At 45.5% G+C, this 21,268-nt stretch carries 17 protein-coding genes; 2 read left to right on the top strand and 15 right to left on the bottom strand.

Translation table 11 applies throughout. The features are described 5' to 3' along the window. Window positions 1-95 precede the first annotated feature (95 nt). Window positions 96-2,459 (top strand): PDZ domain-containing protein, encoded by a 2,364-nt coding sequence (locus F0364_RS19480; protein WP_235921160.1) that lies wholly within the window; start codon window positions 96-98, stop codon window positions 2,457-2,459. Between the two features lie 69 nt (window positions 2,460-2,528). Here the strand turns inward: F0364_RS19480 and F0364_RS19475 are convergent, their stop codons facing one another. The 4 genes from F0364_RS19475 to F0364_RS19460 form a co-directional block, all read right to left on the bottom strand. Next, on the bottom strand, window positions 2,529-5,096 hold the full coding sequence (locus F0364_RS19475; RefSeq protein ID WP_153799475.1) for an alpha-L-arabinofuranosidase family protein: 2,568 nt from the start codon (window positions 5,094-5,096) through the stop codon (window positions 2,529-2,531). 720 nt (window positions 5,097-5,816) lie between these two features. After that, window positions 5,817-6,152: a hypothetical protein gene (locus F0364_RS19470; protein ID WP_153799474.1), complete on the bottom strand. Its 336-nt coding sequence runs from the start codon at window positions 6,150-6,152 to the stop codon at window positions 5,817-5,819. A 390-nt stretch (window positions 6,153-6,542) separates the two neighbouring features. After that, complete coding sequence (locus F0364_RS19465) at window positions 6,543-7,271, bottom strand: LytR/AlgR family response regulator transcription factor (protein WP_153799473.1); 729 nt, start codon at window positions 7,269-7,271, stop codon at window positions 6,543-6,545. Between the two features lie 3 nt (window positions 7,272-7,274). Then, window positions 7,275-8,408 carry a sensor histidine kinase gene (locus tag F0364_RS19460; protein WP_207632775.1) on the bottom strand — a complete coding sequence of 378 codons (1,134 nt, stop codon included), beginning with the start codon at window positions 8,406-8,408 and terminating at the stop codon, window positions 7,275-7,277. A gap of 139 nt (window positions 8,409-8,547) precedes the next feature. Between F0364_RS19460 and F0364_RS19455 the strand changes: the two genes are divergently transcribed. Beyond that, window positions 8,548-8,757 carry a hypothetical protein gene (locus F0364_RS19455; RefSeq protein WP_153799472.1) on the top strand — a complete coding sequence of 70 codons (210 nt, stop codon included), beginning with the start codon at window positions 8,548-8,550 and terminating at the stop codon, window positions 8,755-8,757. On the opposite strand, the gene F0364_RS19450 is transcribed toward F0364_RS19455, so the two are convergent. The 11 genes from F0364_RS19450 to F0364_RS19400 all read right to left on the bottom strand — a co-directional run bounded on the left by F0364_RS19450 (window position 8,754) and on the right by F0364_RS19400 (window position 21,117). After that, window positions 8,754-10,205 carry a YitT family protein gene (locus F0364_RS19450; protein ID WP_153799471.1) on the bottom strand — a complete coding sequence of 484 codons (1,452 nt, stop codon included), beginning with the start codon at window positions 10,203-10,205 and terminating at the stop codon, window positions 8,754-8,756. The two genes, F0364_RS19455 and F0364_RS19450, sit on opposite strands and share 4 nt — an antisense overlap. Window positions 10,206-10,615: 410 nt before the next feature. Next, a complete protein-coding gene (ypfJ, locus tag F0364_RS19445) occupies window positions 10,616-11,449 on the bottom strand; it encodes a KPN_02809 family neutral zinc metallopeptidase (RefSeq protein ID WP_153799470.1) in 834 nt (277 codons plus the stop codon). 355 nt (window positions 11,450-11,804) lie between these two features. Next, window positions 11,805-12,305 carry a hypothetical protein gene (locus F0364_RS19440; RefSeq protein WP_153799469.1) on the bottom strand — a complete coding sequence of 167 codons (501 nt, stop codon included), beginning with the start codon at window positions 12,303-12,305 and terminating at the stop codon, window positions 11,805-11,807. 249 nt (window positions 12,306-12,554) lie between these two features. Beyond that, on the bottom strand, window positions 12,555-13,406 hold the full coding sequence (locus tag F0364_RS19435; protein WP_153799468.1) for a dienelactone hydrolase family protein: 852 nt from the start codon (window positions 13,404-13,406) through the stop codon (window positions 12,555-12,557). Window positions 13,407-13,595: 189 nt separating this feature from the next. Beyond that, the gene (locus tag F0364_RS19430; RefSeq protein ID WP_207632774.1) at window positions 13,596-14,192 is read right to left on the bottom strand and encodes a sugar transferase; all 597 of its coding nucleotides are present in this window, start codon (window positions 14,190-14,192) and stop codon (window positions 13,596-13,598) included. Further along, window positions 14,189-15,400: a DegT/DnrJ/EryC1/StrS family aminotransferase gene (locus tag F0364_RS19425; protein ID WP_153799467.1), complete on the bottom strand. Its 1,212-nt coding sequence runs from the start codon at window positions 15,398-15,400 to the stop codon at window positions 14,189-14,191. The genes F0364_RS19430 and F0364_RS19425 overlap by 4 nt, the downstream gene beginning before the upstream one ends. After that, window positions 15,397-16,422, bottom strand: a complete 1,026-nt coding sequence (locus F0364_RS19420; protein WP_153799466.1) for a Gfo/Idh/MocA family protein — start codon at window positions 16,420-16,422, stop codon at window positions 15,397-15,399. The genes F0364_RS19425 and F0364_RS19420 overlap by 4 nt, the downstream gene beginning before the upstream one ends. Before the next feature lie 245 nt (window positions 16,423-16,667). Beyond that, on the bottom strand, window positions 16,668-17,207 hold the full coding sequence (locus F0364_RS19415) for a GNAT family N-acetyltransferase (protein WP_207632773.1): 540 nt from the start codon (window positions 17,205-17,207) through the stop codon (window positions 16,668-16,670). A gap of 85 nt (window positions 17,208-17,292) precedes the next feature. Then, on the bottom strand, window positions 17,293-18,627 hold the full coding sequence (locus F0364_RS19410; protein ID WP_153799464.1) for an O-antigen ligase family protein: 1,335 nt from the start codon (window positions 18,625-18,627) through the stop codon (window positions 17,293-17,295). Next, on the bottom strand, window positions 18,617-19,783 hold the full coding sequence (locus tag F0364_RS19405) for a glycosyltransferase (RefSeq protein WP_153799463.1): 1,167 nt from the start codon (window positions 19,781-19,783) through the stop codon (window positions 18,617-18,619). Before F0364_RS19405 ends, F0364_RS19410 begins: the two co-directional genes overlap by 11 nt. Beyond that, complete coding sequence (locus F0364_RS19400) at window positions 19,780-21,117, bottom strand: glycosyltransferase family 2 protein (RefSeq protein ID WP_153799462.1); 1,338 nt, start codon at window positions 21,115-21,117, stop codon at window positions 19,780-19,782. The genes F0364_RS19405 and F0364_RS19400 overlap by 4 nt, the downstream gene beginning before the upstream one ends. Window positions 21,118-21,268: the final 151 nt, after the last annotated feature.

Genomic DNA, 21,268 nt, shown 5'->3' with positions numbered 1-21,268 from the left:
TAGATGAACAAAAGCCGAAAGCCCCAACACATTTTTCTACGGGTGATTATTAACAGGCATATACATTTGTAAAGAAGGAACCAGCATTACTACTTATGAAGAATTTTTTTGCCGCCGCTTTTGCATTGTACTGCATGCTTTGCCTGTTGCCGGTAAGGGCACAGCTTAACATATATGTTTCAACAAACGGCAATAACAATAACAAGGGCACATTGACGCACCCGCTCAAAACGGTGTCTAAAGCCTTAGTACTGGCCAAACAAAAAGCGACGGGCAGCCACGTAAACATACAACTGCGTGGCGGCACATATTACCTTAACAACAGCCTGCAGTTACATGCGGAAGATATTACGGCCGCATCTGTTACCATATCGGGTTATAGAGATGAACAGGTGAACATCAGCGCCGGCCGACGCCTGCGCCTGCAATGGAAACCTTACCGTAACGGCATTTACCAGGCTGCGGTTACCGCAGGTGTGGTTTTTGAAAGATTGTACATTAACAACCAGCCGCAGGTATTGGCGAGGTATCCCAATTTTGATTCTTCGGCACGGGTGTTTAACGGTACTGCCGCCGATGCTTTATCGCCACAGCGTGTAAAGCAATGGAAGAACCCGGCAGGCGGTTATGTGCATGCCCTGCATGCGCATGAATGGGGCGGCTTTCATTACCGCATTAAAAGCGCTGCAGCAGATGGCGAGTTGCAACTGGAAGGTGGCTGGCAAAACAACCGGCCTAACGACATGCATAAGGAACACCGTTTTGTTGAAAATATTTTTGAAGAATTGGACGCACCCGGCGAATGGTGGCTGGATAAAGACCGGCACATACTTTATTACTACCCTCCTGCACACGTTAAACTGCCACAGGCAGTGGTTGATGTTTCCCAGCTAAAGAACAGTATTGAACTGCTTGGCAGCGTGGAAAAGCCGTTAAAGAATGTGCGGATTACCAACCTCAACTTCATACACAACGAACGCAGTTTTTGGGAAACCAAAGAGCCACTGCTGCGCAGCGACTGGACTATTTACCGCGGCGGCGCCATACTGTTGGAGGGCACAGAAAACTGCAGTATTACAAACTGCAGCTTTGGCCATATAGGCGGCAACGCCATTATGTTCAGCAACTACAACAAGCAGGATACCGTTAGCGGTTGCCATATTGCCCATATTGGCGCAAACGCTGTTTGTTTTATTGGTGATACAAAATCAGTACGTTCGCCATCTTTCCGCTATGAAGATTACACGCCTTACGATAAGCTGGATAAAACACCCGGGCCTTTAACCAATAACTACCCGCAACAATGCGTGGTAACAGACAACCTGCTGCATAACCTGGGCGAAATTGAAAAGCAGGCCACCGGTGTGCAGATTGAAATATCATCTGCCATTACCGTTAGCCATAACAGCATTTACAACACGCCCCGTGCCGGGATTAACATTGGCGATGGCTGCTTTGGCGGCCACCTGCTGGAATACAACGACGTGTTTAACAGCGTGCTGGAAACCGGCGACCACGGGGCTTTCAACTCCTGGGGCCGTGACCGCTACTGGTCGCCGGACAGGAACTATATGGACAGCATTACTTCGGCGCACCCGGAACTTATACTGCTGGATGCACAGCAAACAACCACCATCCGCAACAACCGTTTCCGTTGCGACCATGGCTGGGATATAGACCTGGACGATGGCTCATCCAACTACCATATTTACAACAACGTGTGCCTGAATGGCGGCCTTAAACTGAGGGAGGGTTTTTACAGGGTGGTAGAGAACAATGTTTTAGTCAACAATTCCTTTCACCCACATGTATGGTTTAATAACAGCGGCGATGTTTTTAAGCACAATATTGTGATGAAGCCCTATTTTCCTATACAGGTGAACAACTGGGGAAAGGAAGTTGATTACAATCTTTTTCCCGACAGCATTGCCTTGCAACAGGCGCAACAGCATAACACCGATGTACACAGCAAAGCAGGCGACCCTTTGTTTACGAATGCTGCTGCGGGTGACTATACTGTGCCGGCCAATTCGCCGGCCCTTGCAGCAGGGTTTATTAATTTTTCCATGAACAGCTTTGGCGTACAAAAACCATCGCTTAAAAGAATAGCGGAACAGCCAGCTATACCCATGCTGATGAACAGCAAAAACCAGGCTGATAAATCTGCAACCATTTCCTTTTTAGGGGGTAAAATAAAATCTATTGATGGCCTTGGCGACCGCTCTGCTTACGGACTTCCTGATGAAACGGGTGTAGTGGTACTTGATGCGGTTAGCAATAGCTTGCTGGCAAAATCCGGCCTGCAGGCAAAAGATGTTATCCGCAAGGCAGATGGCAAGGCTGTTAAAGAAATAAAAGACCTGCTTGAAGTAAACCAGTCTTCTAACTGGAAGGGTAAGATACCGGTTGAGATTATCCGCAACCAGCAGGTAGTAAAACTGGAACTGTTGCTAAAGTAGTTTCCTGTTTGTTAGATGCAGCAGGTTGCAACAATGCGGCTATGTACGCAAACATGTATGCAAGACAGCTTATTTAACGGCAACCCTATATACAACAAATGAATACGGTGGCAGTTGCGGCGACTGCACTTCAGCAAAAGAAGAAGCAGAGCTAACCGGCTTGGCATCTTTATCTGCCGGGTTTCCCTGCAATACAGTTTTTGTTACCTGCTGCGGCTGCGTTGTAAAGCCATCCAGTTGCAGGGAAGTGCTCACCGTTACCGGCAGCATGTTTACGAGTTTAATAATAAGGTCGCCGGTTTTGCTGTCCCGCACAGAAGAGTAAGCAACCCGGTTCTTAACAGCGTCCTGGTTGTTGTTAACGGTAATGCTGCCGGGCAGGTATTCATCACCGCTGTTGAGGCCGTATAACTGTTGCACGTAATAACCTACCGTTGGTTTAACCTGTGTATTATTGAAGTAGATGAGATCCGGGTTCCATTGCGTATGTCCTTCTTTGGCAAGCAAGGGTGCATAGGATGCCATGCTTACAATATCGCCATTGCGTTCAACGGCAGTAAGGTACAATGCTTCAGAAAGCGCCGTTTCTATGTTGTTGGGGCGGCCGGGTAAATGGGCAGCATATTCACCCAAATACACTTTTGATTTTGAGCGGTCGTATTTATCGTAAAAATCCTGGTTGTAAATAAACCATCCCGGCGGCTGGTAATAGTGTTCATCTACTTTTTCAACCCCGAGTTTGGCGGCTATATCCCATCCCTGTTCGTAATCTGTCCCTTCATAAAACGGTCCTACGGTACCGATAACGGTTATCTCCGGGTGCTTCTGCTTCATCGCATTAAATATCATGGTGAAGCGTTCTTCAAACACATCAGAAATAAGGTCTTCATTGCCGATACCGATGTACTTTAAATTGAATGGTGCAGGGTGGCCAGCCTGCGCCCTTAGCTTACCCCACCTTGAACTGGCATCCCCGTTAGCATATTCAACAAGATCGAAAATATCCTGTATGTATGCATCCATTTCCTGTAAGGGTATGCCACCCTGCTGTCCGCCATTGCCAGAGTTCTGGCAGGGCACGCCGGCAGCTATCACAGGTACAGGAACGGCGCCGATATCTTCGCAAAACTGGAAGTATTCAAAATAACCCAGCCCTGCACTTTGGTGATATCCCCAAAGGTTGGGCTGGGGTTTGCGGCTTTCAAGCGGCCCAATGGTATTCTTCCAGCGATAAATATTCTCAAGGCCATCACCATGCGCCACACAACCACCGGGAAAACGCACAAAGCGGGGATGTATGCCGGCAATGGTTTCTGCAAGGTCATTGCGCAGGCCATTGAACCTGCCGCGAAAAGTTTTCTGCGGAAACAGGGATACCATGTCAAGCATTAACTTGCCTTCTGCCTGAGGAACAAGCTCCAGGTGCGCATCGCTGGCATCGTTTGCTGCAGCCAGTACAGCAGAAATTTTCTTCCAGCTTTTGCTGTCAACTTTTATCACTGTTTCTGCCAATACATTACCTGCGCTTCCGGCCAACCGCACTTTCAACCTGCCGGCCTTGCTGCCTGCATTTTTTGCAATCACTGAAAAGTTATACGCCTCTCCTTTTTTTACGGCAATTCCATCAAACCCACTGTTTTGCAGGGAAGCCCCTGTTGCAGTTGTGGTAAGCACAGCATAGTGTTTGTTGTTCTCGTGAACCGGCGCCGCGCTATCAATCACAAAGCTGGCATTAGCTCCCTTCAAAGTCCAGGAGTGTGTGCTGTGCCAGCCTGTGTCGTGACCTTCTTTATCTGACAAAGCATATTCAAAATCCCTGTTTTGAACGAGTTCAGCATACAATCCCCCGTCTGCCGCATAATTTAAATCTTCAAAAAAAACACCCATCAAGATATCACTGATACGTTTTGGTTTAGCAGCGTTTATCGTGATTTTTGCTATTACCGGTGCAAGGCCTTCAAACCTTTGCACATCCTGCGCTGCACGTTGATAGTTGAGGCTGTTTTTATACTGTTGCAGGTCATAAGCTTTAAGCAGTTTATCCACCAGTTCCCATGCCACCCGGTGAACCTGTCCTGTAGCTTCTCCACCTGGCAGCATTACTGTGGTGCGCATATCCGCCTGCTGATACGAAGCCGCATCATTATAACTATAGGTTTTAAAATTGTTGGTATGCAAAACATATTTTTCGCCACGTTTGTCTTTATAAGCTACAACAAACCTTGCCGCGGCCTTATCGTAAGCTATAACAGGTATCATGCAGTTTTCCCCTTTCTCAAATAAAGGATAACTCTGCCGCCCCCAATGCAACAGGTCTTTAGATGCTGCATGTGCCAATTTATTTTCCCGTTCATTAAGGCTCCAAACGCATTGCCATACACCATCAGGCCCCTGTAAAAGATAGGGGGTTATCATACGTTTTTCCGCGCCCCAGCGGCCATAATCACACCGTAAAAAACCATAATCGTTGCCGATGGTCTTCCAATTTGTTTTGTCTGTACTCCAGGCAAACTGTAAGCCGTTATGGTTGTTATTCTTTTCAGTAGCGTAAGAAAAAAGATACACTGAATCTGGCTCATTTGCCAATGCAGGCAATGAAAAAGCAGTTATCAACAGCAGAGCAAAAATTCTTTTCATGTTAGCAGGCTTGTCAAGTTTAAACTTAAAGAACATATGGTGCAATCACAGTTGCATTATTTACTTCAATTTCAATAACACTGAAAATTTTGTAATACCAGCAGCGGTATTTCATAGCATCTTCGTTGCGTCGCAATCACTTCATCGTCCGGTTCATTTGGCGACTTTTCAGCCCCTTTTAGTGATCAACATATAACCATTTATTTAAGGTGATTTCCATAACGAAGAAGCAAGATTGTTCTCCCGGGATGGAAAAATAGTAAAAATGACAATTATTTTGAGAAAAAATATCGGTTCATTACATCTCTGCCCACAACAAACCCGGCTATCAGCACAGAGCTGCGCAACCAGTTCAATACTTTTTACAAAAGAAAGCTGCCCGACAAAGGCCGGGCAGCTTTCTTTAATGAGCCAAACTGAATTGCTACTATTAAGCCTGTTGCGTCGCACTCTTAGGGCTACCGTGTGTACACATTTTTCGAAGAACCAAAAGGAACACGGATGACACGGATTAAAATGGATTTTCACTGTTTGTTTTCGCAAATGCGAAAACAAACAGTGAAAAATCAAACTTACACACCAGGAAAAGGGATTTGCACGGCTAATGCTGCAATGCAGCATTAAAAATCCTGCGTATCCGTTCTATCCGTGTCATCCGTGTTCCATTTAATATTTGTGTACACACGGTAGCTCTTCAGGGCTTTGTCAATTACAGATAATTTACCTGGCAGCAAGTAGGGAAGCCACCCAGTTTTTTCCGGTTACCACGGCATTACATTCTTTATAGGCAAGTATGGCTTTGGCCAGGCCCAGGCGCAGGCAACGCCGCGTTTTTCTTTGGTTTATCCGCAGCTTTTGGCCCGTAATTTTTTCCTCGTATATCAGCCGGTTATCGTTGCTGTAAAAGCGTATAGTCGCTTGCTTTTTTACATATATATTGCTTTCCACAACCCAATAGCCTTCTTCGTTAAAAGAAACAGGCTGCTGTGAAAATACAGATGAAATAACCAGCAGGTGAAACAACAGGGTGGCGACTATGATGGCAATTATTTTCATATTTCTTTTGTTAATCATGCCGTAAAACTAAAATGGTAAAGCAGGCTATTTTATCTAAGTAGACCAACATCATCCATTGAAAGACAGAAAGACTAAACGGGTATATATGGCGACTAAAAAAAGTACTTGTGTTAGATTGAACCCCACTAAACAATACACCCAACGCAACATAAACGCAGAGAATAAAGATAGCGTGAAGATGAACCCTGCCAGGCAGCCTGGCTGCAAACAAATACGAAGTATCACCCGTGGGTGAGGGATTGAAGCGGTTACCCCGTTGAGGCCTTTGTGCATGGGCCTTGTGGCGGAGTAATAGCGGAAAGCCCGACCCCTTGCGATAGCTTGGGGGCACCCCCTAAAACTCTTTCCCACATGGCAGGGCATTCCCCATCAGGCAAGGCGTTTTTGCACATTATCGCGGTATAACTTTCCTATAGGGATAGATATGGCAGGCTTGCCTACTTCTATACTGTCGCCGGTGTAGGCTTTTATTTTGTCTGCAGAAACAATAAAGGAGCGGTGTATGCGCATGAATAAACTTTCGGGCAACATGGCTTCAACGGAAGACAGTGACTGTTTGGTAACCAGTGTGGCGCCGGCAGTTACTACTTTTACGTAATCCTTCATGCTTTCTACGTACAGTATATCGGAGAAAAGCACCTTGATCATCTTACGGTCAACACGCAGGTACACAAATGAGCCGTCGCGGCTTTCCTTTGCCGGCGCTTCCGCAACCACGGGTTTGTATTGCTGAAGGGAGAAAGCCTTGTTTACAGCCTGTAAAAAGCGGTGGAAGCGTACGGGTTTCATCAGGTAGTCTACAATATCCAGTTCGTAGCCCTCCAGCGCATACTCGGAGTAGGCTGTGGTAAAAATAACTTTGGGCAGGTTTTTTACGGTGCGCACCAGGTCTGTACCATTCAACTGCGGCATGCGTATATCAAGAAAAATAATGTCAACCGGGTGGCTTTGCAAAAACACCAGCGTTTCTACCGCGTTGGCACATTCGCCGGCAAGCCGCAACAGGGGCACTTCGGCAATGTAGCGTTTCAACACTTCTCTTGCCAGCGGCTCATCATCTACCAGCAGGCATTGTATGGTTGATGCAGGTGTATTCATGCATTAATTATGGTTTACCTCCGCATATGCGGCCGTGGGTTTAACCGCCCTCTTTTCCAGGCGCAGTTTAAGGTTTACAATAAACATTTCGTCTTCTTCCTTAATGGTAAGTTCATGGGCACCGGGGTACAACAGTTGCAACCTTTTGCGAACGTTTTGTATGCCTATGCCGGGTGGCGGTTTTCTTGCGGCATTCCTGGCGGGTTTACCGTTCAGCAGCTTCATGGTCATGCCATCGTCCAGCACAATATCCAGGCTAAGCCATGGCCGCTCATACATATCGCTGATGCCGTGCTTAAAACAATTTTCAACAAAAGGTATCAGCAGCAGCGGGGCAATATAATAGCCCCGGGTATCTTCCGGCAGGTTTACATGCAGCTCCAGCATATTGCCGTAACGCACCTGCTCCAGCCGTATAAATTCCTCTATCATTTTAATCTCTTTTTCCAGCGGCACGGTGGGCTTTATACCTTCGTACAGCATATATCGCAAAATGTCTGACAGGTCCATCACCAGCCGGGATGCTTCGGGCGATGTCTGCTGCGTAAAAGCGTAAATATTGTTAAGCGTATTAAACAAAAAATGAGGGTGCACCTGCGCCTTCAGCATCTGCAACTGCGCTTCGGCATTCTCTTTTTGCAATTGCAGGTTTTGCTGCTCTTTAAAATAAAAATACTTCATCAGCTTAATGGCCGCGCCAATACCACCTACCGTTATGCCGCCCCGCAAGCCTGCCAGCAACTGTAAAAAGAAACTTTTCTTTTCCTGAATCCTGGGCGCAGATGGAAACAGCCAAACATTTACCTTGCTTAGTACCTGTATAAAGATAAAATTGGAAATAAGTGCCGTAAGCAAAAAAGCCGCTACCACCAGTAAGGCGGCGGGCAGGTATTTACCTTTTACCAGGTATCTGGGTATAATAAAATAAATGAGGCTGTAGGTAAGAAAAATGTGCGCCGGCATGTACAGCAAGGCATCTACCATTGAAAGGGGCAATTGCTCAGTAAAATAGTCCTGGCGGTTTGGCATAAACGCATACAGAAACCCCATAAACAACCACCAGAAAACCCAGAAGGCAATATGCCGCCGCAGGCGGTACTTTCTTTGATTTGAAAATATAAAGGGCGAAGGCTTCATGCATACCTGTTAACAACCTGAAACTACAACTAATTTGCTTTGGGGCGGAGGCAACAAGGCCCATTGGCGACAGAAATACATTTTTGGTAGACGAAGGAACCCGACGACCGAATATCGAACAGCGAACAAGGAGTAATGAATGACGAAGGAAAGAGCAACCCATCATTCACGACTGAATATCGAAAGGGAACAAGGAGTAATGAATGACGAAGGAAAAAGCAACTCACTATTCACCATTCACCATTCACCATTCACCATTCACCATTCACCACCAAATATCGAACAAGGAATAATGAAGGACGAAGGATTTATGAAAACGTTTGGCCTGTACCTGACCGATGAGCATTAGTGCACATGCCTTCTTTTAATAACACCCCCGGAAGCTTCTTTAATGGTGCTGGCAAACACAAAAGCTTTAGGGTCTACCTCGTTAACCAGGTTTTTTAACCTGCGCATTTCAAGCCTTGTTATTACCGTGAAAATGATATCGGCATCGCTGTGCACATCAAACTTGCCCGGCAGGTAACCACGCTCTCCTTTGTAGATGGTTATTCCCCTGCCCAGCTCGTTAACCAGGCGGTGTTTTATCAATTCGCTTTTTCCGGATATGATGGTTACACCGGTATAAGCTTCTATACCTTCCACCACATAATCCACCGTTTTAGAGGCGGTAAAATAGGTGAGCATGGAATACAGGGATGTTTGCAAACCAAACTTAAACGCCGCCAGGCTGAATATAATGATGTTTAATGCCAGTACAATTTCGCTGATGGTAAAGCTGGTGCGGCGCCAGGTGTACAGGGCCAGTACTTCAATACCATCCACCGCGCAGCCGGCCCGCATGGTAAGGCCAATGCCCATACCCAGAAAAAAGCCGCCGAAAATAGATACCAGCAATTTATCGGATGTTATTACCGGGTAGGGCACATACAGCAGGCACAACCCGAGCAGTACTATGCAAAAAAATGTTTTTAACGCAAACCTGATATTAATGATATATGCCGACATTATTATAAGCGGCAGGTTGACCAGTATAATTACGTACGCTATCTGGAAATGATAAAGCTCATGAATCAATAACGAAATGCCGGTTACGCCCCCATCAAAAAATTGGTTGGGTACCAGGAAACCCATTAAGGCAAAACCAGCTATCAGCACGCCTACGATAATCAAAATAATGTCGCCCACGCCAAAATCGCCATGTTGTACAGCCTTGGCTTCATGCTCATCTGCCTGCAACGTTTCCAGGTTTTTTTGCTGCTTGGCATACAACCTGTCAGTAACAGATTTTGTAAAATAATGGTGCGCTTTCAAGAACTTCTCTTGCTCACGCTGCCAGTCTGCACGTTCCAGGTGGCGGCCTGCACTGTTGAGTTCCTGGAACAGTGTTTCTGCTATTTCTGCGTAATTGTCAGTGCCCAGGTAATACAAATCGGCATCGCATAATATACCGGCCAGGGTGGTGGCAGGGCGTTGAGGCAATTCTGTGGCCATAATCATGCTGCACACTTCGTTAACCTGTGCTTCATTATAATCAAAGCCGGGCAAATACTGGCGTGCATAATCGCAGGAAATTTTTTCATGGCCGGCCGCATCCTGTATAAAACCCATATCATGAAACAATGCTGCCGTTTGTAAAAGCGCAAGTTCCTGGCCGGATATACTGTTTTCTTTTGCAATTACGGTTGCATGCTCTAACACATTCAGGGTATGTTGTACACTATGATAACTGAGATGAGAGGGTAGTTCTTTTTCCAGTTTCTGAATTGCAAAAGCTTTTGCCGCCTCCAGGTTCATAAACAATAGCGTATTTAAAAATGGTTATGGTAATTATACCGGCCGTTACAAATAGCAACCAAATGCTGAACATTTATGCTGCAAGTGAACATTTTTTTAATACCGGCATCGGTTTTCATGGCATCGTCCCTTGCGTCGCAATCCTTTCATCCGCAGTGCCTGTGGCATCTTCAGTTTCTGGTTTTACATACCCGGCAATATGCCAGGCAGCTTTATTCAATGCCGGTTAATACAACCATGTTAGTTACAGGGCCGCATTACCGGAGCCCAAAATAAAGTATTTATCAGCATTAACCACGCAAGAATAAAAATTAACCATATAGCAATAGCCTTGCCTTACTACCCCGTAAAACAAAAGCGGCGCCGCTTGCCGCGGCGCCGCCTAACTGGTATTAACAGGTTTATCTATGCTACAATTCATGGGAATTAAATGTATCTCCCTGCCGTAAATCGCCGGTAGTATAGCCTTTTTTAAACCAGTACATTCTCTGTTGAGAGGTGCCGTGTGTAAAAGCATCCGGCACTACATAACCCTGCGATTGTTTTTGCAGCCTGTCATCGCCAATGGCATTGGCAGCGTTTAAGGCTTCCTCTATATCCCCTTCCTGCAACGCCTGGTTATTGTAATGCGCCCAAACGCCGGCATAAAAATCTGCCTGCAATTCAAGCTTCACGCTCATAGCGTTCATTTCTTTCTCACTAACACGGCCACGCATGGCATCCAGCTTTTGGGTGGTGCCCATCAGTTTTTGAACGTGGTGCCCTACTTCGTGAGCTATTACGTAGGCCTGGGCAAAATCGCCACCAGCCTGTAGCTGATGTTCCATCTCGTTAAAAAAAGAAAGGTCCAGGTAAAGTTTTTCATCAGCAGGGCAATAAAACGGACCTGTTGCAGCGCTGGCATGGCCGCAGGCACTTGGGGTAGATTGGTTAAACATTACCAGGGTTGGCTGCTGGTAAGCCTGGTTGGCCTGGCTGAATAATTTTGTCCATACGTCTTCTGTGTCTGCCAATACCACTTTAATAAACTTGGCTGATTTATCCTCCCCTGCCTGCTGCTCAGGCGTTAACTCTGTAGCGGCGCCAGGCTGGTTATTCAGGATAGCGCCGGGGTCTCCCCCCAGCAGGTACACAATAGCGGCTATTACAATAGCGCCAATACCGCCGCCTACAGCTACTCCCCTTCCGCCGATACCGCGGCGGTCTTCAACATTAGTGCTTTCTCTTCTTCCTTGCCAAAGCATATAGTTTAGTTTTATAACTCAAAAGGCAAAAAGAAAGCCAGATTTTATATGTTGAAAAAATACCTCAGGGTGCAGGGATGAGGAAAGATTTATACTGCGGGAAAAGCCGGGAAGAGATATACTGATGACGGGCTGCCGGACAGAAGTGGAAAGCCCGCAACACCGTCCGAAGGCGGTGTGAGGACTTGGAACGGATGGCCGGAACTGAAGTTGATAAAAGTTGTACGGCCCACAGCCCCTGATTGAAATGATTTTGTACAAACGGTAGTAAAAACAAAAAGCCCCTGCCATGCTGCAGGGGCTGATTTATAAGTTGACATCGGGTTTTGATATGTGCTGAAAAAGAAAATGAAATTTATAAATCTATTTCAATAGCGTTCGTATCAGGGTTAACAGATATTTTCTTGGGAACGCCGTTGAGTTTTACAGAGAAATTGTCAAAATTAATTTCAATAGGCTTCATAATTACCGGCACCTGTTTATCTACAATCATCAATTCACGGCCTGTAGTAGGCGCTACTTCCACCACAGGGGCGGCGGGTTTTTCTGCTTCAGGTTTTGCTGCTTTTACTTTGCGTGGCCGGCCTTTTTTAGGGCCGCGTTTTGCTTTAACAGGGGCCTCTGCCTCAACAGCAGCAGGCGCAGCCGCCTGGCCGGTTAATTGCTCAACGGTAACACCCGCGGAAGAGATTTTTTTGTTTAACGCAAAGCGCCTGGCATAAACAGATTGTTTATCCAGTTTATATTTTTTCATTACATCTTGGGGCTTTAGGGTAAGATGATCCAGGTCTTTTTTTGAAAGATTTTCTAAATTAATCTTGTCATACTTTTTTGTACGAGTACCAGCTTTAGCCATAAATATTAATTTTTAGTAGTGCGTAAAGGTATAGAAACTGAAATATTTACAATTTTTAATTCATTGAGATTTGAATGGACTCCTGGCAGCTAACAGGTAATTAAACTTTCAACAAAACTCCTCAGAAAAATGTGAAGTAATTACGTACAACAAATTTGCGGAGTGATACCGGCAGGCAAGAATTGAAATTGAATAAAAGTTGAATTTAACAGTTTGGTTACCAGTTATCTTTCAACTTATAAGCCTGTGTTAGGCAAGCTTTTTATTAAAGAATGCCAACACCCTTTCCCAGGCAAGTTTTGCTGCGGCTGGGCTATAACGCTCACCTGAAGTATCATTAAAAAAGGCATGCTGTGCGCCCTCATACATGTACAATTCGTAACTTATGTTGTTTTGCTTTAAAGCCGCTTCATAAGCCCCGATACCCGCATTTACCCTTTCATCAAGACCGCCGTAATGCAGTTGAAGTGCCGCTTTTATTTTAGGCACATCTTCAGCCGCAGGTTGCCTGCCGTAAAACGGCACGGCCGCTTTTAGCATGGGTACATTAACAGCCAGGTTATTGGCCATAGCGCCGCCCCAGCAAAAACCAATACAGCCGGCTTTACCATTATAATCATTCCGGGTAGCCAGGTAATCGAACACATTGATAAAATTCTGCAGGTTGTTTTCAGGCTTCAATTCCTGGAACCATTGCCGGGCCTCATCTTCATTAGCAGGCGTTTTTCCTAATGCTGAAAGAGCATTGGGCGCAATGGCAAGATAACCGGCATACGCTACCCGGCGGGCCACATCTTCTATATGCGCATTAAGCCCACGGTTTTCATGAATGACCACCACAGCGGCATACTTTTTAAGCTCCTGCGGCCTGGCTACATAAGCTTTCATGGCAGCAGGCTGGCCCGGGTATTCAACAGTTTCTGTAAACAGTCCATCGGCTTTTGTAACCGCCGCATAAGCGTAATTATTTTCAAGCAACGGCAGCAATGCCAGTGCCGCTGCAGTGCCGCCGGTCAGCAGGGCGAGCCTTTTTAAAAACTCCTGCCGGGTAAGCGGCTTATGCGTGTACTCATCGTAGAGGTTAATAATATCCTGGTTCATGGTGTTTTATTTGCATCTGAAGATACATATTTAGCACTACCGGTTGTTTAAGACAGGATTTTTATGGGCCCGGCAATGGGAACTAGCAGGGGCTTTACTTGCGTCGCACTCTTCTGCGTTCTGTAACGCTATTCGCCATTGTGCAACAGACTAATAATAATTAACAGGCTTTACGGCCAACAGGAAATACTAATGAAATAACGACAGGAATGTGCGGGAAAGGATGTGAAAATAAGCGGATACGCTTTTGTTGAGCAGGTATTTATTGTTGAGCTCTAACTTACGTGGCATGATGTGTTGAATGTAATAAAGCTCGGGGTTTTCGGCGTTGGCCAGCAATTCGTTTTCATTGCGGTAAAGAATAGAGGCATAGTCTGTTATACCGGGGCGTACGGACAGTATTTTCTTTTGTTGGGGAGAGTACATGTCAACATATTTTCTCAGTTCCGGCCTGGGGCCTACAAGGCTCATATCGCCTTTAAGCACATTGTATAACTGGGGTAACTCATCCAATTTGTACCTGCGCAGGTAATACCCTATGGCGGTTATCCTTGTGTCTCTTTTACCAACCGTAAGGGAATATTTGAGGTGCGCATCCGTATGCATGGTGCGGAACTTGTAAATAATAAAATCCTTGTTATCCCGGCCTACACGCACCTGCCGAAAAAGACTGGGCCCCCTAGAATTAAGTTTTACCGCAACCGCTATGATGCACAACAACGGAGACAGCAGCAGCAGGGCAATAAAAGAAATAACAATATCAAACAGGCGGGTAATATCTCTCATACATGCAGCACAGCTTCAACAGCTTTTATTACAGCATCGGTTACAGCCCGGGCTTGTTCGTTAGTTAACTGTGGGTACACAGGCAGGGATATTTCCCTGCTGTAAAGCCGGTAACTAACCGGGTAATCCTGTATGTTGTAGTTCTCTTTAAAGATGGTAAGCATGGGCATAGGCACAAAATGAACATTCACTGAAATACCTTCTTTAAGAATAAGATCAATTATATCATCTCTCTGTTGTTCTGTAGCACTTTTTACCTGCAGGGGAAATAGATGGTACGAGGAATTACGGCCTGGTGCATCAAAAGGCGGACAGATAGCCCAGCCATAACCGCTGAACACCGCAGTATAAAAATCAAACACCCGCTTTCTTTCCTTCAGCAGGGCACCGTATTTTTTGAACTGCGCAAGGCCAATAGCTGCCAGCACATCGGGCATGTTCATTTTAAAGCCCGGGTAAACAATATCATAGCGCCAGGATGTACCCAGTGTTTTGGTATAAGCATCCTTGGTTTGGCCATTAAGGCTCCACAACTTAAGTGTTTGGTAAAGCAGCCTGTTATCAAAAGGCGAAGGCATGTTACAACAAATCATACCACCTTCGGCTGTGGTTAGGTTTTTAACCGCATGAAAAGAGAAAACAGTTATATCAGCCAGTTCGCCGGCGGGCTGGTTGTGATAAACGGCCCCTATGGAATGCGCCGCATCTGCCAGCAGCAATATGCGCCCCAACTGCTGCTGCACCGGCGAACCTGCATTGAATAAAGCTTTGGCACTGCTACTTTCAATTACCTGGTAAATAGCTTCATAATCACAAGGCCAGCCGCCCAAGTCAACCGCGATAACCGCTTTTGTATTGGGTGTAATAGCCCGGGCAACCGCGGCGGGGGAAATAGTAAAATCGTCACCCACATCTACCATTACAGGTTTTGCCCCTACATGCATTACAGCCAGGGCCGTAGCGCAGTAAGTATAAGCGGGCACAATTACTTCATCTCCCCTTTTTACGCCTAACCAGTGCAACACCAGCATTAAAGCCGATGTGGCGGAGTTAACGGCCAGCGCCGCATCTACATTACAAAATCCGGCCACCAGTTCCTCCAGTTGCCGGGTTTTAGGGCCTGTTGTTATCCATCCGCTGTTTAAAACCTCAGCTACTTCCTTCTTAACATCATCATCAATATAGGGTGGCGAAAAAGGTACTTTCATTTTATCTGTTTTCTTGTTCTGCTTTCTTGTGCGGCTTTGTAAATACGTTCAATTATTTCAACGGTTTTCATGGCATCGCAGGCATCCATATAGGCCCTGGCGCCATTCTGTAATACAGCTACCAGGTTTTCATAAACCTTATCGTGGTTTGACATACTGCCGGTATAGAACCCGTAGTTATTAGACCCGGCTTGTGATGGGGTTACCTGCAATAAATGATCCTGCAGGTGCTGGTACTCCAGCAGGTTAAGGTATTGGCCTCCTATTTTCACTGCGCCTTTTTCAGCCAGCAGTGTAAGGGAGCCTTCCATATTTTTTCGGTAACTATTTACAGAATAGTGCATGGTACCGACAGCCCCGTTTTTCATTTCCATAAGCACAGCGCCTGTATCTTCAAACTCCACGCCGGGCACATGGGCCAGGTTGGCGGTAATGGCTTTTGCGCTTTCTACATCTCCCATCAACCAGTACAATACATCAACAAAGTGACTGAACTGTGTAAAAAGCGTACCCCCATCTTCCATTTTCTTGCCATGCCAGCTATTTTCATAATAACGTTCATCACGGTTCCAGAAACAGCTTAAGTGAAAGCTGTAAAGCTTTCCCAACGCCCCTTCATCAATAGCATTTTTTACGGCAACTACCGGTGGGTTAAACCTGTTTTGCTTTACTATGAAAAGCAGTTTATTGTTAGCGGTGGCAGCATCCAGCATTTGGCGGCAGCCGGCGGAACTGATGGCCATTGGTTTTTCGCACAACACATGAAAGCCTGCATTTAAAGCCTGCACTGTATGCTGAACATGCAGCCAGTTGGGCGTACATACCACTACCACATCCATGCTCCGGCTGTTGGCAAGCATATCCATGCAGGAGGTGTAACAGGAAGCCTGGTAGCTTTCCGCCAGGGATTTTGCCCTGGCTTCATCAATATCGCAAACCGCAACAAGTTTACCGTATTGGCTTATCAGCAAAGCGTGTCGCTGCGCAATTCTTCCACAACCGATAATTCCGAATCTTAACATTAATTCCTTTCTTTAAAAGATAAAAAGTTGCAGGTACGGCTATAAAATGGGCCGTATTTTTATTAGCCCCTTGTGGGTGTAGTTGATGCTTTTGAACAGACCGGGTTAAGTAATCTGCAACGTCTTTCGGGTGAGGGATTGCAGCGGATACCCCGGTGAAGGTTTTGTGTGCTGGCTTTTGTGCCGGAGTAGCAGCGGAAAGCCCGACCCCTTGCGCAGCTTGGGGGCACCCCATAAACCCTTACTCACGTTTCATCCGGGGGGTTGATATCTTTCATCATTTGCAGGGAATCTTCTTTTTCCACACTTATAAACCAGTGCTGTTTTTTGTAGGCATTAACCGCACGAAGATTGTCTTTTTTTACGGTCAGCACCAGCTTATGGATGTTTCTTTGAGCCGCCTGTTTTTCAAACTCTGCCATTAATAATGAAAAAACCGGCGTGCCACGATGTGAAGGGTGCACGCCTATTACAACAAGGCCAGCCTTTTTTTCACCGGCCGGTATGGACTGAATTGCAGGAAGCTTTTTTTTACGCGGCAAACCGGCGGCACGAAAAAAATTCTTTACCACAAGCGGGTAAAAATGCCTCAGGTTTTTATCAAAAATAAGCCAGGGCTTTCTTATACCGCCAATTACTGCCTGCCGCATGGCATGGCGCATCATACCGCTGGTAGAACCGTCACCTACATATTCCGATACAAAGCCACCACAATACCCTACCACTAAACCATTGCACGTAATATGAAAAAGAAAACGGTTATGGCCGGAAAGAAACCAATCCATTGACCGGCGCATGTACGCACTGCCCAACTTTACGGAAAAAGAGCCGGGAAAACAAGCCTGGTGGCATAATGCTATGCCTCCTAGATCAGCCGGTGAGCTGTACTGAAGCTGGTACATTAGCCTTTGCTTTTATACGAACAAAATTGGGTGTGGCCGTAGCCAGCAATATCATCAGCGGCTGTATGGATATTTTTAATCCGTTGTGTACTACCATTAGCGTAAAGAGCAGCAGAAAATAATACGCGTACTCTTTTTGCACCCCTTTGCGAAGAGATATTTCAAGAAAAAGAAAAGCGAAATAACCCCAATAAAAAAAGATACCCAGGAAGCCATGCTCCGCCGCGGACCTTACAAACTCATTATGTGCGCCTGATAAATAGTAGAGCTTGCGGGCGGATACCACGTAAGCAAAATTGCCGGTACCTACGCCCATAACCGGCTCCTCGCTAAACAGCATAAACCCAAGTTCAACCAGTTTATCCCTGCCTGATGTGCCGTGCTCGGTATATCGTTCCTGTATAGCGCCACCTGTTTTATCGGTAATGTACCCATACACTGCCAGCACCACAGGCACAAGCAGCAACAGAACAGACCAGCTTCTTGCCTTATTGGTATTAAGAAAAAAATACAATACCACCAGTATTGCAAGAAAATAAAGCCCACCCCTTGAAAAGCTTAATAACATGGCAACACATACGTACGCAAGAAGGGCCACGTTAAGCAGGGTGTTAAAATTCAATCCTTTGCCGTTGATAATTGTCCAGAAGAAAATAACACAGGCCAGGCCCAGGTAAGCGCTAACCTGCACAGGGGCCAGGCCATTGGTGGTTTCGTAACTGGAATGTATATCGAACTGCTCAACCCCGGCTTGCGCTGTTAACATAACACCGCATAAAAAAAGGCTGGCATATTTAATATGAGTAAATAGTTTATTAACGAGGGATGGCGTGATAATGGTAAAGCTGCCCCAGAGTGCGGCCATGGTAAGGGTGAGCGTTTGTACAATTATGCCCCTTGTAGTGTTTTGATCTGCTGCCCTTACCATATCAAGCGCTTCCATGATGAAATAGATGCACAAAAACAAAAATGCCCTGGAATGAATGCTATAACCACCTTTCTTTTTAGCGAATAATATTATAAGCAGGGCTATAAAAAAATACTGGCATACCAGGTAAGGAAGCACCCTGCCGTATGCTCTTACATACAACTCACCATAAAGAATGTATGGCAATAAGGTAAATACTTTATCCAGGTTGCCCTTAACAGCATAAACGATACAAACAAGCATTAACACGCCATATATGATGCCTACCGGCAGGCCACGAACATTGGCCGCACCAAAATACCAGCCTATGGCAAAGGCCAGTAAATACCCAAATACGGGCTTTGATAATGTACGTAAGTAAAGCTCAGTCTTCATAATACCGGCTGATGGCCTGTTTAATTTGAGCTACCCAGCTTTCCATGGAAAGCGAAGCAGCATACTCACGGCCATCTGCTATCATTTTTGGCCAGTCATGCTGCCTGTTTAATACCTGTGTAATAAGCGTAACAACTTGTTGCGGATCACCTGTTGAAAATACAAAACCGCGTTGCGAACCTGCCGTCATTTCTGCTGCAAGCGCCGTATTACTTAATAGCGGAATAACGCCATGGCAAAAGCCTTCAACGGGCACTTTACCAAAACCTTCCGCTAATGGCGCCTGTATAACAAAGTGCGCCTGCCGGTATAACTGTTTTAATTCCGTATATTTTTTTTTACCGGTGAGGACAACCTTTTGTGCAAGACGGTGCTTTTCTATAAAACCAAGATACGCATCCCGCAGCGGCCCATCGCCTACAATAAAAAGCCTGAACGATACACCCTGCTCATGCAATATCCTGAAAACCTCCAGTATAAACTGCTGGTTTTTATTTTGCTGCAGTGAACCCACGGTAATAAAAACAGGCTGTTCTATTCTCCCCGCATTAAGCCTTTCAATCCGCTTATGAATATAAGCGGTTTCTTCGTTCCATTCCTGTAAATCAAAAGACGGGCTAAAACTTTTAACCAGTTTACCACCCGGCGCGGCGCTATCTGTGTAAATAAAAACCGGCCCGCGAAAAAGTTTCTTCAGCAGCCATTTTTGCAGGCGGTAAGTAGCTGGCTCGTTGCTGTAGTTTTTCCAGGTACCGGTGTAGGTGGCAAAAACTTTTTTACACCTGAAGTAAAAATAAAAAAGCCCGGGGATATTAAGATTATTAGGAAAGCGCTGGTAAACAATATCCGCAAAAGCGGCCGCTTTTGCAAAAGCTTTAAACCATGCCGGAAAAGCCGCCAGCAAACGAAGCTTGTCTTTTACAGCATTACCACCAACATTTGGCAATGCAGAGAATGTGATAGTACTGTTTTGATAAACACTTACCACCTTATCCTTTGTAAATGGCACAAACGGGCAACAGATTAAAGTTTCACTAAACAGGGCACACAATGCTTCCAACTGTTTCTGAAAAATATGATTTTCTGTTGCCACTTTTCCTTCTGCGGTGTACATGTGTACACAATCCGTTACAATTGCCAGCTTCTTGACGTTCATTTTTGCAGAAGTACAAAACCTTTATCCTTCTTAAACATACTGTTTGCTATGGAGCGTGCCCTTAAATACTGCACCAGCAACAACGGCGACTTTACCACTGTAAGCAATACGCTTACCAGCAACATGCGGGAGCTTCTTTTGTACCGGTAAGGTACATTGGAGAGCATGATGCCCATTAACAGGGCATTGCGGTATAAATAAGGGGGCAAATACTTTTTATACAGGTATATAACACTGGGCACCGGCTTGGGTGCAAACCATTTTTTAGGCCTGAACCCATCCCAACTGCCCATTTCCCTAAGCCCGCCAGATGGAACTTTTAAATGTATGCGGAATGCTTTGTGGTTAGAAATACTTTTAAAACCATTTTTATATGCCCTGTACCCAAACTCGCCATCACCCATGCGCTGGCCGTTGAACTGCTCATCAAACAGCCCTATCTTTTTAAACACATCCCGCTTAACCAGGGCGTTACCTGAATCGAACTGGTCTGCCCAGCGAAAGTAACTGTAGTTCTCCGGAATCTTCATTCCCACTTTGGCAAGGGACACACCTGCGGAAATATCAGCTTTAAAGTAATCAAGGCATTTTACATGGTGTAATATCCAGTCTTTTTCAACCCTTGAATCGTCGTCAAAAAACAAAAGATATTCCGCATCTGTTGCCTGCACAGCCTTGTTCCTGGCTGTCCACAAAGCCTTATCAAACTGGTAAATAAGTTTAATATTTAAGTTAAAGCGGTTATAAAATTCTTTTCTGAACTTTTCTGACTGGTCAACTATTATTACTTCAAAATTTCTGTACGATTGTTTCTCCAGGTCAAGCAGAACATCTTGAAGGTATTCGTACCGGTTAAGTGTAGGTATTATTACCGCTACTTTTGGCGACACGGCAACCAGCGGCGATTCAAAAGCATCATAGTGGTATGGCAATGGGTTATTAAAAAGGTCTTGTTTTTTTATATGCCTTGTGCTGGCGTAACAATACACTTCTTTAAACGGGTTTTTAAATGTGGCCAGCCTTAACAGCAAAGCATAACCGGCCCACAGGTTGCCCCCATATTTTTTTATAAATATATATTCATCTTTAAGTGTGGGCTGTGGTAAAGCTTTCAGTTCACGCATTTGCTGCCCTGTTGCGGTAAGCATCATACCCCTGTTCCACAGCCTGTAACCCGCGTCTGCAATTTTTGCCGCTTCCGATTCATATCTTTCGTCCTGCAGCTCAAACTGCAGCATTTCATCAATGCCAACATAGCAGGGAAACTCATCCGCGGTGGGCTCTATATTAAACTGCCATGAAGGGTGCGTGTACCTGATAAACTTAAAAATCACCTATGTATTCCTCCCTTGCCTTTTACCACCAACAACAGTATTTGTTTCGCTAATAGTTTTCATTACCTCTTACCAAGTGCTGCCATTTTTTTATGGGACGGGCTGCGGCCTTTCATGTCATCGCCGCTTGTGTCACTCACTTGTACGTTCT

It is taken from the genome of Foetidibacter luteolus, assembly GCF_009650435.1.
GTDB classification, from domain to species: Bacteria; Bacteroidota; Bacteroidia; order Chitinophagales; family Chitinophagaceae; genus Foetidibacter; species Foetidibacter luteolus.
Note: the sequence above shows the minus strand (reverse complement) of the source record. Positions and strands in the feature narration are given on the sequence as shown.

Coding starts and splice junctions, on each gene's coding strand:
- F0364_RS19480 (WP_235921160.1), top strand. CDS start 96: ATGAAGAATTTTTTTGCCGCCGCTTTTGCATTGTACTGCATGCTTTGC.
- F0364_RS19475 (WP_153799475.1), bottom strand. CDS start 5,096: ATGAAAAGAATTTTTGCTCTGCTGTTGATAACTGCTTTTTCATTGCCT.
- F0364_RS19470 (WP_153799474.1), bottom strand. CDS start 6,152: ATGAAAATAATTGCCATCATAGTCGCCACCCTGTTGTTTCACCTGCTG.
- F0364_RS19465 (WP_153799473.1), bottom strand. CDS start 7,271: ATGAATACACCTGCATCAACCATACAATGCCTGCTGGTAGATGATGAG.
- F0364_RS19460 (WP_207632775.1), bottom strand. CDS start 8,408: ATGAAGCCTTCGCCCTTTATATTTTCAAATCAAAGAAAGTACCGCCTG.
- F0364_RS19455 (WP_153799472.1), top strand. CDS start 8,548: ATGACGAAGGAAAGAGCAACCCATCATTCACGACTGAATATCGAAAGG.
- F0364_RS19450 (WP_153799471.1), bottom strand. CDS start 10,205: ATGAACCTGGAGGCGGCAAAAGCTTTTGCAATTCAGAAACTGGAAAAA.
- ypfJ (WP_153799470.1), bottom strand. CDS start 11,449: ATGCTTTGGCAAGGAAGAAGAGAAAGCACTAATGTTGAAGACCGCCGC.
- F0364_RS19440 (WP_153799469.1), bottom strand. CDS start 12,305: ATGGCTAAAGCTGGTACTCGTACAAAAAAGTATGACAAGATTAATTTA.
- F0364_RS19435 (WP_153799468.1), bottom strand. CDS start 13,406: ATGAACCAGGATATTATTAACCTCTACGATGAGTACACGCATAAGCCG.
- F0364_RS19430 (WP_207632774.1), bottom strand. CDS start 14,192: ATGAGAGATATTACCCGCCTGTTTGATATTGTTATTTCTTTTATTGCC.
- F0364_RS19425 (WP_153799467.1), bottom strand. CDS start 15,400: ATGAAAGTACCTTTTTCGCCACCCTATATTGATGATGATGTTAAGAAG.
- F0364_RS19420 (WP_153799466.1), bottom strand. CDS start 16,422: ATGTTAAGATTCGGAATTATCGGTTGTGGAAGAATTGCGCAGCGACAC.
- F0364_RS19415 (WP_207632773.1), bottom strand. CDS start 17,207: ATGGATTGGTTTCTTTCCGGCCATAACCGTTTTCTTTTTCATATTACG.
- F0364_RS19410 (WP_153799464.1), bottom strand. CDS start 18,627: ATGAAGACTGAGCTTTACTTACGTACATTATCAAAGCCCGTATTTGGG.
- F0364_RS19405 (WP_153799463.1), bottom strand. CDS start 19,783: ATGAACGTCAAGAAGCTGGCAATTGTAACGGATTGTGTACACATGTAC.